A 14,379-nucleotide genomic window follows, 5' to 3' on the forward strand; every position below is an offset into this window, starting at 1 on the left:
TTTAAAAAGACTGCCCGAGAGCATACTGGGCTAATTTAAACTGGCTTCTGATTCCCCGTTGCGATTCGTTTTCTATAAAAATATATTCCATGGGAAAACATTTTGGCCTCTTGTTTGTTTTCCTAAGGAAAATAGTTTTCACAGGAATAAATCAGATTAATTGGACTGAAATGAAAAAAAGTATGTTGAAAAAGTACCGACCTACCCTGCTTGGTGTTTTGCTCGGAGTATTGGCAGGCTATCTCTATTGGAGATTTATAGGTTGCTCCACCGGAAGTTGTCCGATAACATCATCTCCTATATATAGCAGTATATGGGGAGGATTGTTGGGAGGACTATCGTTTAATGCATTTCAAAAGGAACCAAAAGACAGTAAATATGAATCGCAGAAATAGGTTACCGGCAGTGGGCGTATGTCTTTTGCTCGCTTCTCTGCCGCTAAAAGCCCAGCATGACGCTTACCTGTCGGTTGACGATGCTTTGGAGATGGCGGTACGGAACAATAAAAATATCCGGATGGCGGAGTTGGAACATAAAATGGCCAATGCCGATTTTCATCAGACCGATGCCGTTTTCCTGCCTCAACTGTCGGTGGGATACCAAGCGATGGTGACAAATAACCCGTTGAATGCTTTTGGCTTTTTGCTTCAGCAAGAAAGGGTGACGGCACAGGATTTCGATCCGGCAAAGTTGAATCATCCGGGCATTACGCGAAATTATGGTGCAAGCGTCGATGTGCAAATGCCTTTATTCAATCCGGATATGATATATGCCCGTCAGGGAGCGAAAATTCAGAAGGATGTATATAAGCATAAAGCGCAATATACCGTAGATTATGTGAAATTCGAAGTGCAGAAAGCATATACCCGGTTGCAATTTGCTTATCAAGCATATGGGGTGTTGAAAGCGACTTTATCGGACGTGGAGCGGATTTCCCGGTCTGTGCAGAACTTCCATGAGCAAGGGTTGGTTCAGAAGTCTGATGTGCTGAATGCCCAAGTACAGGTGAACACCGTAGAAAGCGCACTTGCCAAAGCTGAAAGCAGTATATCCAATGCCTCTGACGGATTGAAGTTATTGCTCGGCATGCAACAAACGGAGAGTCCCCATGCTTTTCTGACGGATTCGCTGGTATTGAAGGATGAAAGCGGAATTATTGCTTCGTTCTCACCGATGAGGTCGGATGTGCTTGCCATGCAGAGGGCTGTAGATGCCTCCGATGCCATGGTGAAATCATCCGCTATGAAATTTGTTCCTACGATTAATGCTTTCGGTAGTTATCAGTTTAACGATACTAAGTTCTTAGGATTTGATAGAAATTCCTATTTGGCGGGTGTCAGTCTGAGCTGGACCGTCTTTTCGGGAAACAGAAATGCGAGCAAGTTGCGTTCTGATATATTCCGGCGGGATAAGCTGAAACTGGAACTGGAGGAATACAAGGATAAAAGCCGTATGGAAGTGAATAAGACTGCGCGCGATTTGCAAGACTTGAAGCAGGAAATCAGGAAACATCAGGTCAGTGTGGAACAGGCAGACGAGGCTTTGCGTATAATGAATAATCGTTATAAAGAAGGTCTGGTAAGCACAACTGACTTGCTTGCTTCTCAGGCGCAACTTTCGCGGCAGAAGCTTTCGTTGGCTCAGGCTGTGATGGCCTATAACATCGCTCATTATTATCAAGAGTTACTGACAACCGTTCAATAAGATAGAAATAACCATGACAACATTTATAAAAATAGTTTTTTCAGAGATTGTGCTTATTACGGCATTATCCGCCTGTTCATCGACAACCGATAAAAAAACGGAAGAAACGGCTGTTGCCGTAGAAACCTATTTACCCACAGCGTCGCAAGAAGACGGCTTCTTTGTGAGCGGAATGGTCTCGGCCAAGCAAACGGCCATGATAAGTACCCGGGTAATGGGGTTTATTGATAAAGTATATGTGAAGCAAGGAGATGCGGTAAGACAAGGGCAGTTGCTGCTTGTGGTCAATGGCGACGACCTGAAAGCAAAGAAAGCGCAGGCTGAGGCTATGATGGCCGAGGCGGAGGCTGCCGCAAAAAACGCGAATCGGGATTATGAACGCTACAAAGCACTGTATGACCGTAAGAGTGTTTCGCAGAAGGAGCTTGAAAACATGGAGCTGAACCGAACCTCTGTCAATGCCAAACTGCAAATGGCGCGTCAGGCGCGCAACGAAGTAAATGCCATGCTGGCCTATACCGATATACGTGCGCCTTTTTCAGGTATAATCACACAACGAATGATTGACGAGGGGAGCACCGCCGCTCCGGGTATGCCCCTGCTGAGCATCGAACAATCGGGCGAACCGGAGATTAAGGCCTCAGTGCCCGAAAACTATGTAGCTTATATAAAAGTGGGCAGCTCCGTTAAAGTGGATATTAAATCGCTTGGCAAACGGCTGGATGGGAAAATTAGCGAAATCAGTCCATCCTCTGCGCTCAGCGGCGGACAGTATGCCATAAAGGTAGCTATTGCTCCCGAAGAGAAAGAAAATCTCCGTTCAGGCATGTATGCCGGTATCTATATCCCCGGAGAGACGGGCGGAAGAGGCATGAAAAGCGTTTGGATAGACGCGGCTTCCATTGTCAGGCGCGACCAGCTGACCGGCGTTTATGTGGCAACCTCGGATAGCTATGCCCTGCTTCGCTGGGTGAGGCTCGGCAAAGAGATTGACGGACAAGTGGAAGCGCTTTCCGGACTGAAGGCGGAAGACAGAATTATCCGTCGTGCCGAAGGCAAGTTATATAATGGAAAGAAAATCAGTGTACAAAAATAAAACGAACAATTATGGAACAAGGAATATCAGGAAGAATAGCAAAGGTTTTTATCAGATCCAAGCTGAGTCTCCTGCTGATGATTGCTTTTGTGCTGCTCGGGCTATTCAGCATCTACTCCATTCCGCGCGAAGAAGAGCCTCAGATTGAGGTGCCTATGGCCGATATCATGATAGGTTACCCGGGAGCAACTCCCGCTGAGGTGGAAACTGCCGTGGCGCAACCTGTCGAGAAAATCGTTTCCAACATAAAAGGAGTGGAAGATGTCTATTCTGCTTCGATGGACGGTATGGCCATGCTTACGGTGCAATTCTATGTGGGTGAGGATGTAGAACGCTCGTTGGTGAAACTATACAATGAACTGATGAAGAATCTTGACCGGATGCCGCAAGGTGTCACCATGCCTCTGGTCAAGTCGCGTTCGATAGACGACGTTCCGGTTTTGTCGTTCACGATGTGGAGCGACAAGATGGGCAGTTATCAAATCAGGCAGATTGCCGAGGTTGTGTCCAATGAAATAAAGAAAATACCGGATGTGGCGCAGGTGAACATACTGGGTGGTCAGAACCGCCGCGTGAACGTGTGGCTTGATAAGGATAAGATGGCGGAAAGCAGAGTGGACTTCAGTATGATTTCCCGTTCTCTGGAAGTCGATAACGCCCGGATGCAAAGCGGGAATATCGTGACGGGCGATATGGTTTATTCTGTGCAGACCGGTAACTTCTTCGCCAATGTGGAAGAAGTAAAGAATGCCATTGTGGGGATGAAGGATGGCCAACCCGTCTATCTCCATCAGATTGCCACGGTGAATGACGGCCCTGCACTGCCCGATACCTACGTCTCCTTCGGCTACGGTGCTGCCGATCCGAAAGAACAGAGTGAACACCCCGACGAGTATGCCGCCGTAACCGTTTCCATCGCTAAGAAGAAGGGCGCGGATGCAATGAAACTGGCAGACGTCATTATAAATAAAGTGGAGCATCTGAAGAAAGACCTTATTACGGACGATTTGAATGTAGAGGTAACCCGCAACTACGGCCTTACTGCCTCGCACAAGGTTTCCGAATTGCTTTGGCACCTCACGATTGCCATTGTTATCGTTACGCTGTTCGTGATGGCGGCCATGGGATGGAGGGGTGGCTTGGTTGTATTCCTGTCCGTGCCCATCACATTTGCTCTGACACTGTTTGCATACTATTTTCTGGGCTATACGCTGAATAGAATAACGCTGTTCGCTCTCGTTTTTGTGACAGGTATTGTGACGGACGACTCGATTATCATAGCCGAAAACATGTATCGTCACTTTAAAATGAGGAAACTGCCGCCGATGCAGGCTGCTCTCTATGCCATTAACGAGGTGGGCAATCCTACGATACTGGCCACGCTGACCGTTATTGCCGCAGTACTGCCCATGGCGTTCGTGTCGGGGATGATGGGGCCTTATATGAGTCCGATGCCGATAGGCTCGTCTATCGCCATGATTTTTTCACTGCTGTTGGCACTTACGCTCACGCCTTATTTCGGTTTCCTTTTTCTCAGATATAAGGCGAAAAACAAAAAGGGTGCAGAAGAAAACAGTGCTGTTGAAGATGAGGGCGCAGAGGTGCGGCAGACACGTATCTATCAGATTTATTCGGCCATTACCACTCCCTTCCTTGAAAGCCGGAAGAAACGCTGGACTTTCATGATTGGTTTGACGGTAGTGTTATTGGGTTCGCTTGTTTTGTTTTATACCAAATCGGTTCCCGTCAAGATGCTGCCTTTCGATAACAAAAGCGAGTTTCAAGTAGTGGTTGATATGCCCGAGGGGACAACGCTGGAGCGCACTGCCGCTGTGGCACAGGAACTGGGTGCTTACATCAGTCGGCACAAGTTAGTGACCGACTATCAGATTTATGCCGGTACGTCGGCTCCCATCAGCTTCAATGGATTGGTTCGCCACTACGATATGCGTAGTGGAGACAATGTGGCTGACATTCAGGTGAATCTGGTTGATAAAGCAGAACGTAGCGAACAAAGCCATGATATAGCCAAGTCGATGCGTGCCGGTCTGCAAGAGATTGGTAAAAGGCATGGGGCCAACGTGAAGGTGGTTGAAGTCCCCCCGGGACCTCCGGTCATGTCCACCATTGTGGCCGAGATATACGGAGATGACTATGCAAAGCAGATTGAGATTGCCGAGAAGGTAAAAGCGCTTCTTACGCATACCGACAATGTGGTGGATGTGGATTGGTGCGTGGAGAGCAAGCGGACCGAATATCAGTTTGAGGTAGATAAGGACAAAGCCATGAAGCTGGGCATTCCCTCCGGACAAGTGGTACAGAACATGCGTGCGGCATTGTCGGGCATGCCTGTGGGAGTACTTCATCAGCCCTCTGCGGTCAATCAGGTGGGTATTGTGCTTCAGCTTCCGGAAAAACAACGGACGAATATCAACGAGGTGATGAGCATCAATGTGGTCAATCCGCATGGAATGCCCGCGCCGATAGGACATTTGGTGACCGTGACCGAAGGTGAAAAGCCCCAAAGCATCTACCGCAAAAACCAGAAGCGGGTGGTGTATGTGCTTGCCGAGGTGGCGGGAGAGTTGGAAAGTCCCGTATATGCCATGATGGACGTATCGCGGAAGTTGGCCGGGATTGAACTGCCGGCAGGATATACGCTTCAGGAGGAGTATAGCAGACAACCCGAGTCGGAAGACAACTTCTCGCTCAAGTGGGATGGCGAATGGAAAATAACCTACGAGGTATTTCGCGATTTAGGTCTGGCTTTTCTTTTTGTCCTTGTCATTATCTATATACTCATCGTAGGGTGGTTTCAAAACTTCATTACTCCGTTGGTACAGTTGGCGGCCATCCCCCTTTCACTGATAGGCATCGTATTGGGACACTGGATGATGGGAGCTTATTTCAGCGCGCCGTCCATGATTGGGTTTATTGCCTTGGCCGGCATCATGGTGCGCAACTCTGTGTTGCTGATAGACTTCATCGACATCCGGCTCAAAATCGGGGTGCCATTGAAACAGGCCGTCATCGAGGCCGGGGCTGTGCGTACCACTCCGATAATTCTTACGGCCGGAGGTGTGGTGCTGGGAGCTATCGTAATGTTGTTCGACCCTATTTTTCAGGGGCTTGCCATCTCTCTCATGGGCGGAACCATTACTTCGACGATGCTCACGCTGGTAGTGGTGCCTTTGCTATATTTTAAGATGTTGAAAAATAAAGTGAAATAAATATGAAATTGATTGTAGTATTAAGTATAACCGAATATCGGGAACAAGTGACAAAGCTTCTTCACGAGGCCGGAGTGACTCGTTTCAGCCTGATGGACATTACCGGATATAAACGGAAAAAAGAGCGTGTGGCGTTGAATTGGTTCGGAACGGAGGCCGAAGCGAAAGTCAATTCCATTCTGATGTTCAGCTTTGCCTCCGAAGAGGTTGCCCGGAATGTAATCCGCGTAGTCGATACTTGTAATGGAGAAGCCCGGAACCCTTTTCCGGTTCATGCTTTTATGCTTGATGTCGAACAATATTCTAAATTCTTCTGACGATGGACGAGACTTGAACTTGATGAATTTCACCTGTGCAAAACGACCTTTAAGGCGTTTCTGAAAGGAATAACCGGTAGTACTCGGTCTCGCATATACGAGACCGAGTACGTCGCATATACGAGACAGGTCACGTCGCATATACGAGGAAGACGTCCTCTGAAATACGGGTATTTAAGGGGGGGACTATCTTATGCTGTCTATCGTCGAGGATGAGCGCCTTTGTCTTCTGTTGCGGCACATTCGGGGCAAAGCCCTTTCAACACATAGTTGATGCTGTTTAATGTAAAACCTTCCGGCAGCTTCACTATCGGAGTGGGAATGTTGGTGAAGCAGAACGTTTTGTTGCACTTCTCGCAATGGAAATGTGTGTGCAGGTCGTTCACTTCGCAGGAACAGCTACTGCTGCATACTGCATATTTGAATGAGCCCGTTCCGTCGTCAATGCTATGTATCAGGTGGTGGGAGAGAAACAACATGATAGTACGGAAGATGGTGGATTTGTCAACAGTATCCAGCATGTTTTCCAAGTCGAGCAATGATACGGAGCGGTCTGCCTGCAACATGGCTTGCAGCACTAAAAGCCTTATGGCGGTAGGCGATATCTCTCTTTTTGCTAAAAGGTCCAAGCATCTTTCTTCTTCTATCATCATTCTTGCAACTCCTCCTATTTTATCAGTTTCTGTATGCGTGTGGCATTGATTATTGCAATGAGGGCAACCCCTACATCGGCAAAGACGGCTTCCCAAAGGGTGGCCAGGCCGCCGGCGCCGAGGATTAGCACAAGCAGTTTCACGCCGAATGTCAGGGATATGTTTTGCCGTATGATGCGGCGTGTCTGCCTGCCGGCATGAATGGCGGTAGCTACTTTGGACGGTTGGTCTGTCTGAATCACCACGTCGGCGGTTTCGATGGCGGCATCACTGCCCAATCCGCCCATGGCAATGCCCACATGGCTGAGGGCAAGCGCGGGAGTGTCATTGATGCCATCGCCCACAAAAGCAATCCGGTTTCTTACATCCTGGCGCAACTTCTCGATGTGCTTCACTTTTCCGTCGGGCAGCAAGTTGCCGTATGCTTGTGTCACTCCCAACTTTCGGGCAAAGTCAGAGACAATGCCTTGCTTATCTCCCGACAGTATCTGAATATTATTGATACGCAAAGCCTTTAGCTCTTCAATGGCTTCGAGGGCATCTTCTTTCAGCGTATCCGACAATAGCAGATGCCCGGCGTAGGTTGTTCCGACGGCACAAACCACAACCGTATCGGCAATGGACGAAAGCTCATCGGGATATTTCACCTGAAATTTGTCCAGCAGCCGGGTATTGCCCACTAAAATACGGTTATTGTCCATAAAGGTCTGCAGACCATGCCCGGCGATTTCCGTAATGTCCGACACGGCCATCGGCTCTATCCCTCTCTGTCCGGCGTAATTTGCAATCGCTTTGGCTACGGGATGTGTGCTGTTGCGCTCTACCGAGGCAATCAGTCGTATCAGCTCTTCTTCCGGCACGTCCGGCTGCGTTTCGCAGGATTGTACCTCGAAAACTCCTTTGGTCAGTGTGCCCGTCTTGTCGAATACCACGGTGTTGATTCGGGTGACGGCATCTAAATAATTCCCTCCCTTGAACAACACTCCCCGGCGGGATGCAGCCCCGATACCGCCGAAATATCCCAGTGGAATGCTTACCACCAATGCGCACGGGCAGGAGATGACCAGAAATACCAATGCCCGGTACAGCCAGTCGTTGAAGTTGAAAGGATATTCATGGATTATCAAGGAATAGATGAAAGGAAGCAGAACAATCAGCACGGCCAATCCGGTGACGATAGGGGTATAGATACGTGCAAATCTGCGGATGAAGAGTTCGGCCGGCGCTTTTCGTTCGGAAGCGTCTTGTACTAATTCCAGAATACGTGACAATGCACTCTTCTCGAAAGTTTTTGTCACCCGCATCCTTACTACTCTGTCGGTCGAAATCATCCCGGCAAGCACTTCTTCGCCTCGCCGTATGTTGCGAGGGGCGCTTTCTCCCGTCAGTGCAGATGTGTTGAAGGCCGCCGCTTCACCCAGCATCACACCGTCCAAAGGAACTCGTTCGCCCGCTCTCACTTCGATGACCTCGCCTGCCTTTACCCTTTGTGGGGCCTCTACCACCGCTTTGCCATCTTTTATTACCGTTGCCGTTTCCGGACGCACGTCCAGCAGAGCACTGATATTACGCTTTGCTTTATCCACCGCTTTCTCCTGAAAGAGTTCTCCCAAAGAATAGAACAACATTACGGCCACGCCCTCCGGATACTCTCCTATGTAGAAAGCTCCTATGGTGGCAATGGACATGAGGGTAAATTCGCTGAAGACATCCTTTCGTACGGCATTCTCCCATGCCTCTTTCAGAACGGGCAATCCTACCGGCAGATAGGCCGACAAATACCAGCAGAATGCCGCGTGTTTTTCTTGAAAGAAAGCAACGTCTGTTGCATTCAACATTATGCCTCCGAAAAGCAGCAGGGCGGAGAGGATGATTCTCCAATAATCCTTCAGCAAACTGCTCTTTTTCTCTTTTTCTGCTGCATGCTCGTGTGTACAACAACAATTGCAACCCATATCGTTTCCTCCATTTTTTTCTTTTTCTGATGCAAAGATAACGGAAAAAGAATGCAACTAAGTTGCAAAATTCCATATTCCGCCACCTCTGTGACATCGCATTGTGCCGTATCCGTTTTTTTTCTTCGTGCCCGGACCGTGTCTGCTCCGCATGCCATAGGTGCGGAATGGATATGGGCAGGATGGGGTGTGCATGTGGATATTGTTCTGCCGGAGAATCTCATATAAGGAAAAATGCAGTATCTTTGTGTCGAGAGTTAAGGGATGATGAACGAACGTAAGATTATTCACATTGATATGGATGCGTTTTATGCTTCTGTGGAGCAGCGTGACCATCCTGAATTGCGGGGAAAGCCCATTGCCGTGGGGCGTGTGGAGGAACGCGGGGTAGTGGCTGCGGCCAGCTATGAGGCACGCCGATTCGGAGTACGTTCCGCCATGTCTTCTCTGAAGGCGAAAAGGTTGTGCCCTCAGCTTATCTTTGTTCCGGGCAGGATGGAAGTCTATAAGTCCGTCTCCCGCCGGATACATGAGGTTTTCCATGAATATACGGATATCATCGAGCCGATTTCGCTGGATGAGGCTTTTCTGGATGTGACGGAAAACAAACCCGGCATTCTCTTGGCTGTAGATATTGCCGAGGAAATCAAGAAGAAAATCAAGGAACGCACCGGTCTTGTGGCCTCCGCCGGTGTGTCTTACAATAAGTTTCTTGCCAAGATTGCTTCCGATTATAGGAAGCCGGACGGACTTTGTACCATACATCCTTCTCAGGCGTTGGAATTTGTGGCGCGATTGCCCATCGAACGTTTCTGGGGGGTAGGGCCGGTGACGGCTAAAAAGATGCATCTTCTGGGCATTCATAATGGCGAACAGTTGCGTTGCCGTTCTTTGGAAATGTTGACCCGTGAGTTCGGCAAAGCGGGGGCTGCCTATTACGATTTTGCCCGTGGGATAGACCTGCGCCCGGTGGAGGCGGTGCGCATCCGTAAATCCATAGGATGCGAACATACATTGGAGAAAGATATCAACACACGTTCTTCGGTCATCATCGAATTGTATCATGTGGCGGTAGAGCTGGTGGAGCGGTTGGAACACAAGCATTTTCGAGGAAATACATTGACCTTGAAGATTAAATTCCATGATTTCAGTCAGATAACCCGTAGTATCACCCGGCCTAAGGAACTGGTTTCTCTGGATGTGATTCTTCCTTTGGCAAAACAACTGTTGAAAGAAGTGGAGTATGAGTATCACCCCATCCGACTGATAGGTTTATCCGTATCCAATCCTCATGAAGAGAGGCAGGCGGGAATCGGTGTCTGGGAACAATTGAGTTTTGAATTCACTGACCGGTGAACAATATGAAGTGATATAAAGAAGAAGGGCGGAGGACCATTTCGGTCTTCCGCCCTTCCTTCATTTTATTTTAAAGGTGTTTTTTACATGGTAAAGTGAGACTGCTTTGTAAGCAGCTTTTGAAGTTTGCCATTCAGTGTCTGGCACATAGTACCGTTGCCCATTGCTTGATAGCGTTTGATTTGGTACTGTAACATCATGATTTCATTTGCATTCTTTTTCATAATTGTCTTCTTTTTGTGCTTTCCGCGTTTCGGAAAGCGGGTTTTACTTTTTTCTTTCGCACTGCAAAGATACGACTTTATTTCGATAAAACATGTTTTATAACATAAAAAATAGATTTTTCCCCTTTATTGTCTTTAGAATGGCGTAGATTGCAATCTGTATATAACAAAAATATTGCATATCTTTGCGTCTGTATAATTGTGTACCTATCATGTTTATGAGCAAATTGGCAGAACTCCTGAGAAGCCCCTATCCGATATTCTATCAACGCTGGAAGGCGGTGGTGCTGCCTTCGGCTGTTATTTTTCTGATATTGTATTTGTTGCAACCGTTTGGAATCTCGGAAATGCAGTATAGTAAATTTCCCGTACTGCTGGGCTATGGGGTGGTCACTTTGCTTGCATCGTCTTCGGTGGTTTATCTGTTTCCTTTACTGTTTCCTGCCTATTATAGAGAAGAGAGATGGACGTTAGGAAAAAACTTGCTGAATATTTTAACCACCTGTTTTATGGTTATCATTGGCATTTGGTTATACACTTCTTTTCTGTTTGGAGTTGCTTTGAATATCAGCTTGTTTTTGCTTTGTTCAATGTGGGTGTTGCTGCTATCTCCGTTCCCTGTAGTGTTTTTTCTGATGTGGAATCGAAACCTGCAACTGACCCGTAACTTGAGGGAAGCTACGGAAATAAATCTTCATCTTTCAAAAGAAATGTCTTTGGAAGACATGGAGAACAGACTGGTAGAAAAGTTTTCTTCAGGGAGAATATTGACTTTCACCGGAGGGAGCAAGGAGGTCTTTGATGTTGTAGCGGAAGATTTTCTTTATGCGGAGGCAGAGGGGAATTATATCAAAGTGGCTTATCGTCCGGACAGAGAAAAACCGGTTGTCAAAAAGCTGTTGCGTTCCACCGTGAAGCAGGCGGAGGAAGCTGTCGCGGTTTGCCCTTTCATTATCCGCAGCCATAGGGCATTTCTTGTAAATGTAAGGAGGGTGGTGAAAGTAGTCGGAAACTCACAGGGATATAAATTGAGCCTCGAAGGGTGCGAAGAGGAAATACCCGTTTCGCGCGCTTATGCCAAAAAGGTGAGAACATTGATTGAAAACCGGATAAAAAGGTAGTCATTCGTCACGGAAATATACTGTTCATCACAAAGAAGTTGTTGGTCGTCACATATCCGGGCTGTCTGTCCCGGATATTTTTTTGTCTTGTATCCTTCCTTTATGTTTGCGGCAGAAAACCGGATAAATGGGGTAAAATCATGAGAAGTGAAACATTCTTTTTAGTTTTGAGCGAATTGCTCCTGATGCATCCTTTATTTGCGCAGAAGTATGTGACTGATACGGTGCGTCTGAATTTTCATATAGACAGTATCGCTTTGGAAGAGGTGGTGGTGAAAGGCAGGAAAACTCCGGTTGCCAACAGCCGTTGGAGCGATATCCAGCCTGTGGAGCTGGTCACTGTGGGTGGCGCGAACGGAGATTTATACAAAGCCTTGCAAACGCTGCCGGGCACTCAAGTGCAGGGCGAAACCGGGGAATTGTTGGTGCGTGGGGGCAGTAGTCGGGAAACACAGACCTTTATCGATGGAATGCATGTGCTGAATCCTTATACATCGAATGGCATCAATAGTCCTGCCCGCAGCCGTTACTCCACGTTCATGTTCAGTGGGGTGAACCTTGCTTCGGGAGGCGCATCGCAAGAATATGGAGAAGCGCTTTCGGCTGTGCTGCCACTTGAGACGAAAGATTACAGCAAGATCGATAAGCTGGGCGTGAACGCTTCCGTGATCGGCATAGGCGGAGGGGGTACAAAGACTTTCGGAGGCGGGTCTCTGTCAGTCGATTTGAACTATCAGAACTTGGGTCTGTATGATGAATTCTATTCCGGTAGGAAAGACTTCGAGAAACCATACCGCATGTTTTCCGCCGCCACCCAACTCCGTTATGCTCCTCGTGAGGCGGAGCTGCTGAAAGTGTACGCACAATATGACCGGACGGATTTATCTGTTCATGAGGGAGATGCCCGCCGTTTGTTTGCGCTGTGTGAGGACAATGTTTATGTCAATGCTACGTATCGCAAGCATGCTTCCGGTGGGTGGAGCGGGTTTGCAGGGGTGGCTTACGCTCATTATTACCGGGAAATCGGCGGTGCGGTCGCTTCGGGGGATCATTGGTCGGAACGGCAGCAGGAACTGCATCTGAAAGCTAAGGCGTCCAAGAGGCTATCGGCTGTGTTACGGTTGGATATGGGCGTGGAAAGTTATATGCGGGGTTATGCGGATAGGTATCTGTTGGGAGAGGTAGCGGAGGCTAACAGGTTGTACCCGGCTATTTTTGCCGGATTCTTTTCTACGAATGGTTATCTGGGGGACCGGTGGAAAGCGGAACTCTCTTTCCGCATGGAATATCTGTCGTTGAACCGGAAGATAAACTTTTCGCCCCGTTTGGCTGTAAACTACTTCGTAGGTAATGTGGTATTGTCCGGGACCATCGGGCGTTATACGCAATTACCCGAGAATAGTTATCTGATACGCCGAAAGGATTTGTTGTCCGAAGTGTGTATGCAGTATAATCTGGGTGCGCAGTATGAGGATGGAGGACGTTTCTGCAAAGCTGAACTTTATTATAAGGATTACGATCGGCTGGCGTTGGACGAAACCGGTGCCGGTGCAAGGGGTGGGCATCCTGTCTCCGATGGTTACGGATACAGCAAAGGTCTCGACTTGTTCTTTCGCGACGGGGCTTCATTCAAGAATTTGGAATACCGCTTATCTTATACTTATAATATAGTCAAGCGTAAGTATCAGGCTTATCGGGAACTGACCACTCCTCAGTATACCACCCGGCATAATGCCTCATTGGTCGTGAAGTATGCTGTACCCCGCTTGCATTCCATCATAGGACTTACCGAGCGTTTCAGCAGTGGGCGGCCTTATCATAATCCTGCATTGCCGGGGTTGATGAATGATGAAGTGAGACCCTACAATAGTCTGGATGTGGGTGTGACTTTTCTGGCAAATAAAAAAGTCATTATACACGCTTCCGTCACCAATATTCTGTGCAGGAAGAATGAATTCGGCAAGGTGGATGGTAAAGCGATTTTGGCATCGGCAGACCATTTCTTCTATGTGGGCGTATATGTCACTTTGGGGAAGAAAGCGGCGTATGATGTGTCTAATTTTTAAGAGAATGGAAATATCCCGTTGCATGCAATGGAGTGACTTGCAGATATAGTATAAGACGATTCCAAATAGATATCAAGTATTAACGTTAAAAGAATGAAGAAAATGAAAGCAATGATTGTTTTTTTAGTGTGTCTGTTTCAAGGCACGACGACACTGTTGTTTGCTCAGAACCTGACTATTGAGGTTCGTGGCATTGAAAAGGCGGAGGGGCATCTCTATGTAGCCATCTACAATTCGGAGGAGGCGTTTATGAAAAAGCCGATAGCGACGTTCAGGATAGACGTGAAAGATAAAATCGTTTCCATCCCCTGTCAAGGGTTACCGGTCGGGACGTATGCCGTTTCTCTCTTTCAGGATGAAAACGGAAACGGAAGGTTAGATACCGGAGCTTATGGCATTCCTACGGAGAAATATGGTTTCAGCAATGATGCCGAGGGTGTTATGGGACCTCCGTCATACGACAAATGCCGTTTCACCTTTTCGGCAGATACGACTTTGATGATACATTTGAAATAGAAGCATGTTTCCATGATTCAGTCGTAGAGATATTGGTAATGTAATATTCGTTTACTTTTTCAAATATCCTTTCCGGCTATGAAAATGAAGGGCCGCCTACCCCTTGTCAGAATAGCTTCTGACGGGGGTAGACCTAAGTAT

Annotated in this window: 11 protein-coding genes; 8 read left to right on the forward strand and 3 right to left on the reverse strand. The window is 47.7% G+C overall.

Translation table 11 applies throughout. The features are described 5' to 3' along the window. The first annotated feature begins 378 nt into the window (after nt 1-378). From C4H11_RS12145 to C4H11_RS12160, 4 genes are read left to right on the forward strand one after another with little or no spacing between them, the layout of a single operon-like run. Nucleotides 379-1,704, forward strand: a complete 1,326-nt coding sequence (locus tag C4H11_RS12145) for a TolC family protein (protein ID WP_106042380.1) — start codon at nt 379-381, stop codon at nt 1,702-1,704. Between the two features lie 13 nt (nt 1,705-1,717). Beyond that, a complete protein-coding gene (locus C4H11_RS12150) occupies nt 1,718-2,800 on the forward strand; it encodes an efflux RND transporter periplasmic adaptor subunit (RefSeq protein ID WP_106042384.1) in 1,083 nt (360 codons plus the stop codon). Between the two features lie 11 nt (nt 2,801-2,811). Then, nucleotides 2,812-6,030 (forward strand): efflux RND transporter permease subunit, encoded by a 3,219-nt coding sequence (locus tag C4H11_RS12155; protein WP_106042386.1) that lies wholly within the window; start codon nt 2,812-2,814, stop codon nt 6,028-6,030. 2 nt (nt 6,031-6,032) lie between these two features. Then, nucleotides 6,033-6,347: a hypothetical protein gene (locus C4H11_RS12160; protein WP_106042389.1), complete on the forward strand. Its 315-nt coding sequence runs from the start codon at nt 6,033-6,035 to the stop codon at nt 6,345-6,347. Between the two features lie 200 nt (nt 6,348-6,547). Here C4H11_RS12160 and C4H11_RS12165 read toward each other — a convergent pair whose 3' ends face one another. Together C4H11_RS12165 and C4H11_RS12170 are read right to left on the reverse strand one after the other, a co-directional pair. Continuing rightward, complete coding sequence (locus C4H11_RS12165; protein ID WP_106043396.1) at nt 6,548-6,994, reverse strand: Fur family transcriptional regulator; 447 nt, start codon at nt 6,992-6,994, stop codon at nt 6,548-6,550. Between the two features lie 20 nt (nt 6,995-7,014). Continuing rightward, nucleotides 7,015-8,955: a heavy metal translocating P-type ATPase gene (locus tag C4H11_RS12170; RefSeq protein ID WP_106042391.1), complete on the reverse strand. Its 1,941-nt coding sequence runs from the start codon at nt 8,953-8,955 to the stop codon at nt 7,015-7,017. 267 nt (nt 8,956-9,222) lie between these two features. On the opposite strand from C4H11_RS12170, the gene dinB reads away from it, so the two are divergent. Beyond that, nucleotides 9,223-10,311, forward strand: coding sequence for a DNA polymerase IV (gene dinB / locus C4H11_RS12175; RefSeq protein ID WP_106043398.1), 1,089 nt, complete (start codon nt 9,223-9,225; stop codon nt 10,309-10,311). Between the two features lie 83 nt (nt 10,312-10,394). Here the strand turns inward: dinB and C4H11_RS14240 are convergent, their stop codons facing one another. Beyond that, nucleotides 10,395-10,535, reverse strand: a complete 141-nt coding sequence (locus C4H11_RS14240) for a hypothetical protein (RefSeq protein ID WP_164996544.1) — start codon at nt 10,533-10,535, stop codon at nt 10,395-10,397. A gap of 218 nt (nt 10,536-10,753) precedes the next feature. Here C4H11_RS14240 and C4H11_RS12180 point away from each other — a divergent pair, with 218 nt between their 5' ends. From C4H11_RS12180 to C4H11_RS12190, 3 genes are all read left to right on the forward strand, one after another. Then, nucleotides 10,754-11,656 carry a LytTR family transcriptional regulator DNA-binding domain-containing protein gene (locus tag C4H11_RS12180; protein WP_106043400.1) on the forward strand — a complete coding sequence of 301 codons (903 nt, stop codon included), beginning with the start codon at nt 10,754-10,756 and terminating at the stop codon, nt 11,654-11,656. A 140-nt stretch (nt 11,657-11,796) separates the two neighbouring features. Continuing rightward, on the forward strand, nt 11,797-13,722 hold the full coding sequence (locus C4H11_RS12185; protein WP_106042393.1) for a TonB-dependent receptor plug domain-containing protein: 1,926 nt from the start codon (nt 11,797-11,799) through the stop codon (nt 13,720-13,722). Nucleotides 13,723-13,824: 102 nt separating this feature from the next. Continuing rightward, a complete protein-coding gene (locus tag C4H11_RS12190; protein WP_106043402.1) occupies nt 13,825-14,238 on the forward strand; it encodes a DUF2141 domain-containing protein in 414 nt (137 codons plus the stop codon). Nucleotides 14,239-14,379: the final 141 nt, after the last annotated feature.

The sequence above is a fragment of the Bacteroides zoogleoformans genome, from assembly GCF_002998435.1.
Lineage (GTDB): Bacteria > Bacteroidota > Bacteroidia > Bacteroidales > Bacteroidaceae > Bacteroides > Bacteroides zoogleoformans.

Coding starts and splice junctions, on each gene's coding strand:
- dinB (WP_106043398.1), top strand. CDS start 9,223: ATGAACGAACGTAAGATTATTCACATTGATATGGATGCGTTTTATGCT.
- C4H11_RS12160 (WP_106042389.1), top strand. CDS start 6,033: ATGAAATTGATTGTAGTATTAAGTATAACCGAATATCGGGAACAAGTG.
- C4H11_RS12180 (WP_106043400.1), top strand. CDS start 10,754: ATGAGCAAATTGGCAGAACTCCTGAGAAGCCCCTATCCGATATTCTAT.
- C4H11_RS12190 (WP_106043402.1), top strand. CDS start 13,825: ATGAAAGCAATGATTGTTTTTTTAGTGTGTCTGTTTCAAGGCACGACG.
- C4H11_RS12145 (WP_106042380.1), top strand. CDS start 379: ATGAATCGCAGAAATAGGTTACCGGCAGTGGGCGTATGTCTTTTGCTC.
- C4H11_RS12155 (WP_106042386.1), top strand. CDS start 2,812: ATGGAACAAGGAATATCAGGAAGAATAGCAAAGGTTTTTATCAGATCC.
- C4H11_RS12170 (WP_106042391.1), bottom strand. CDS start 8,955: ATGGGTTGCAATTGTTGTTGTACACACGAGCATGCAGCAGAAAAAGAG.
- C4H11_RS14240 (WP_164996544.1), bottom strand. CDS start 10,535: ATGAAAAAGAATGCAAATGAAATCATGATGTTACAGTACCAAATCAAA.
- C4H11_RS12185 (WP_106042393.1), top strand. CDS start 11,797: ATGAGAAGTGAAACATTCTTTTTAGTTTTGAGCGAATTGCTCCTGATG.
- C4H11_RS12150 (WP_106042384.1), top strand. CDS start 1,718: ATGACAACATTTATAAAAATAGTTTTTTCAGAGATTGTGCTTATTACG.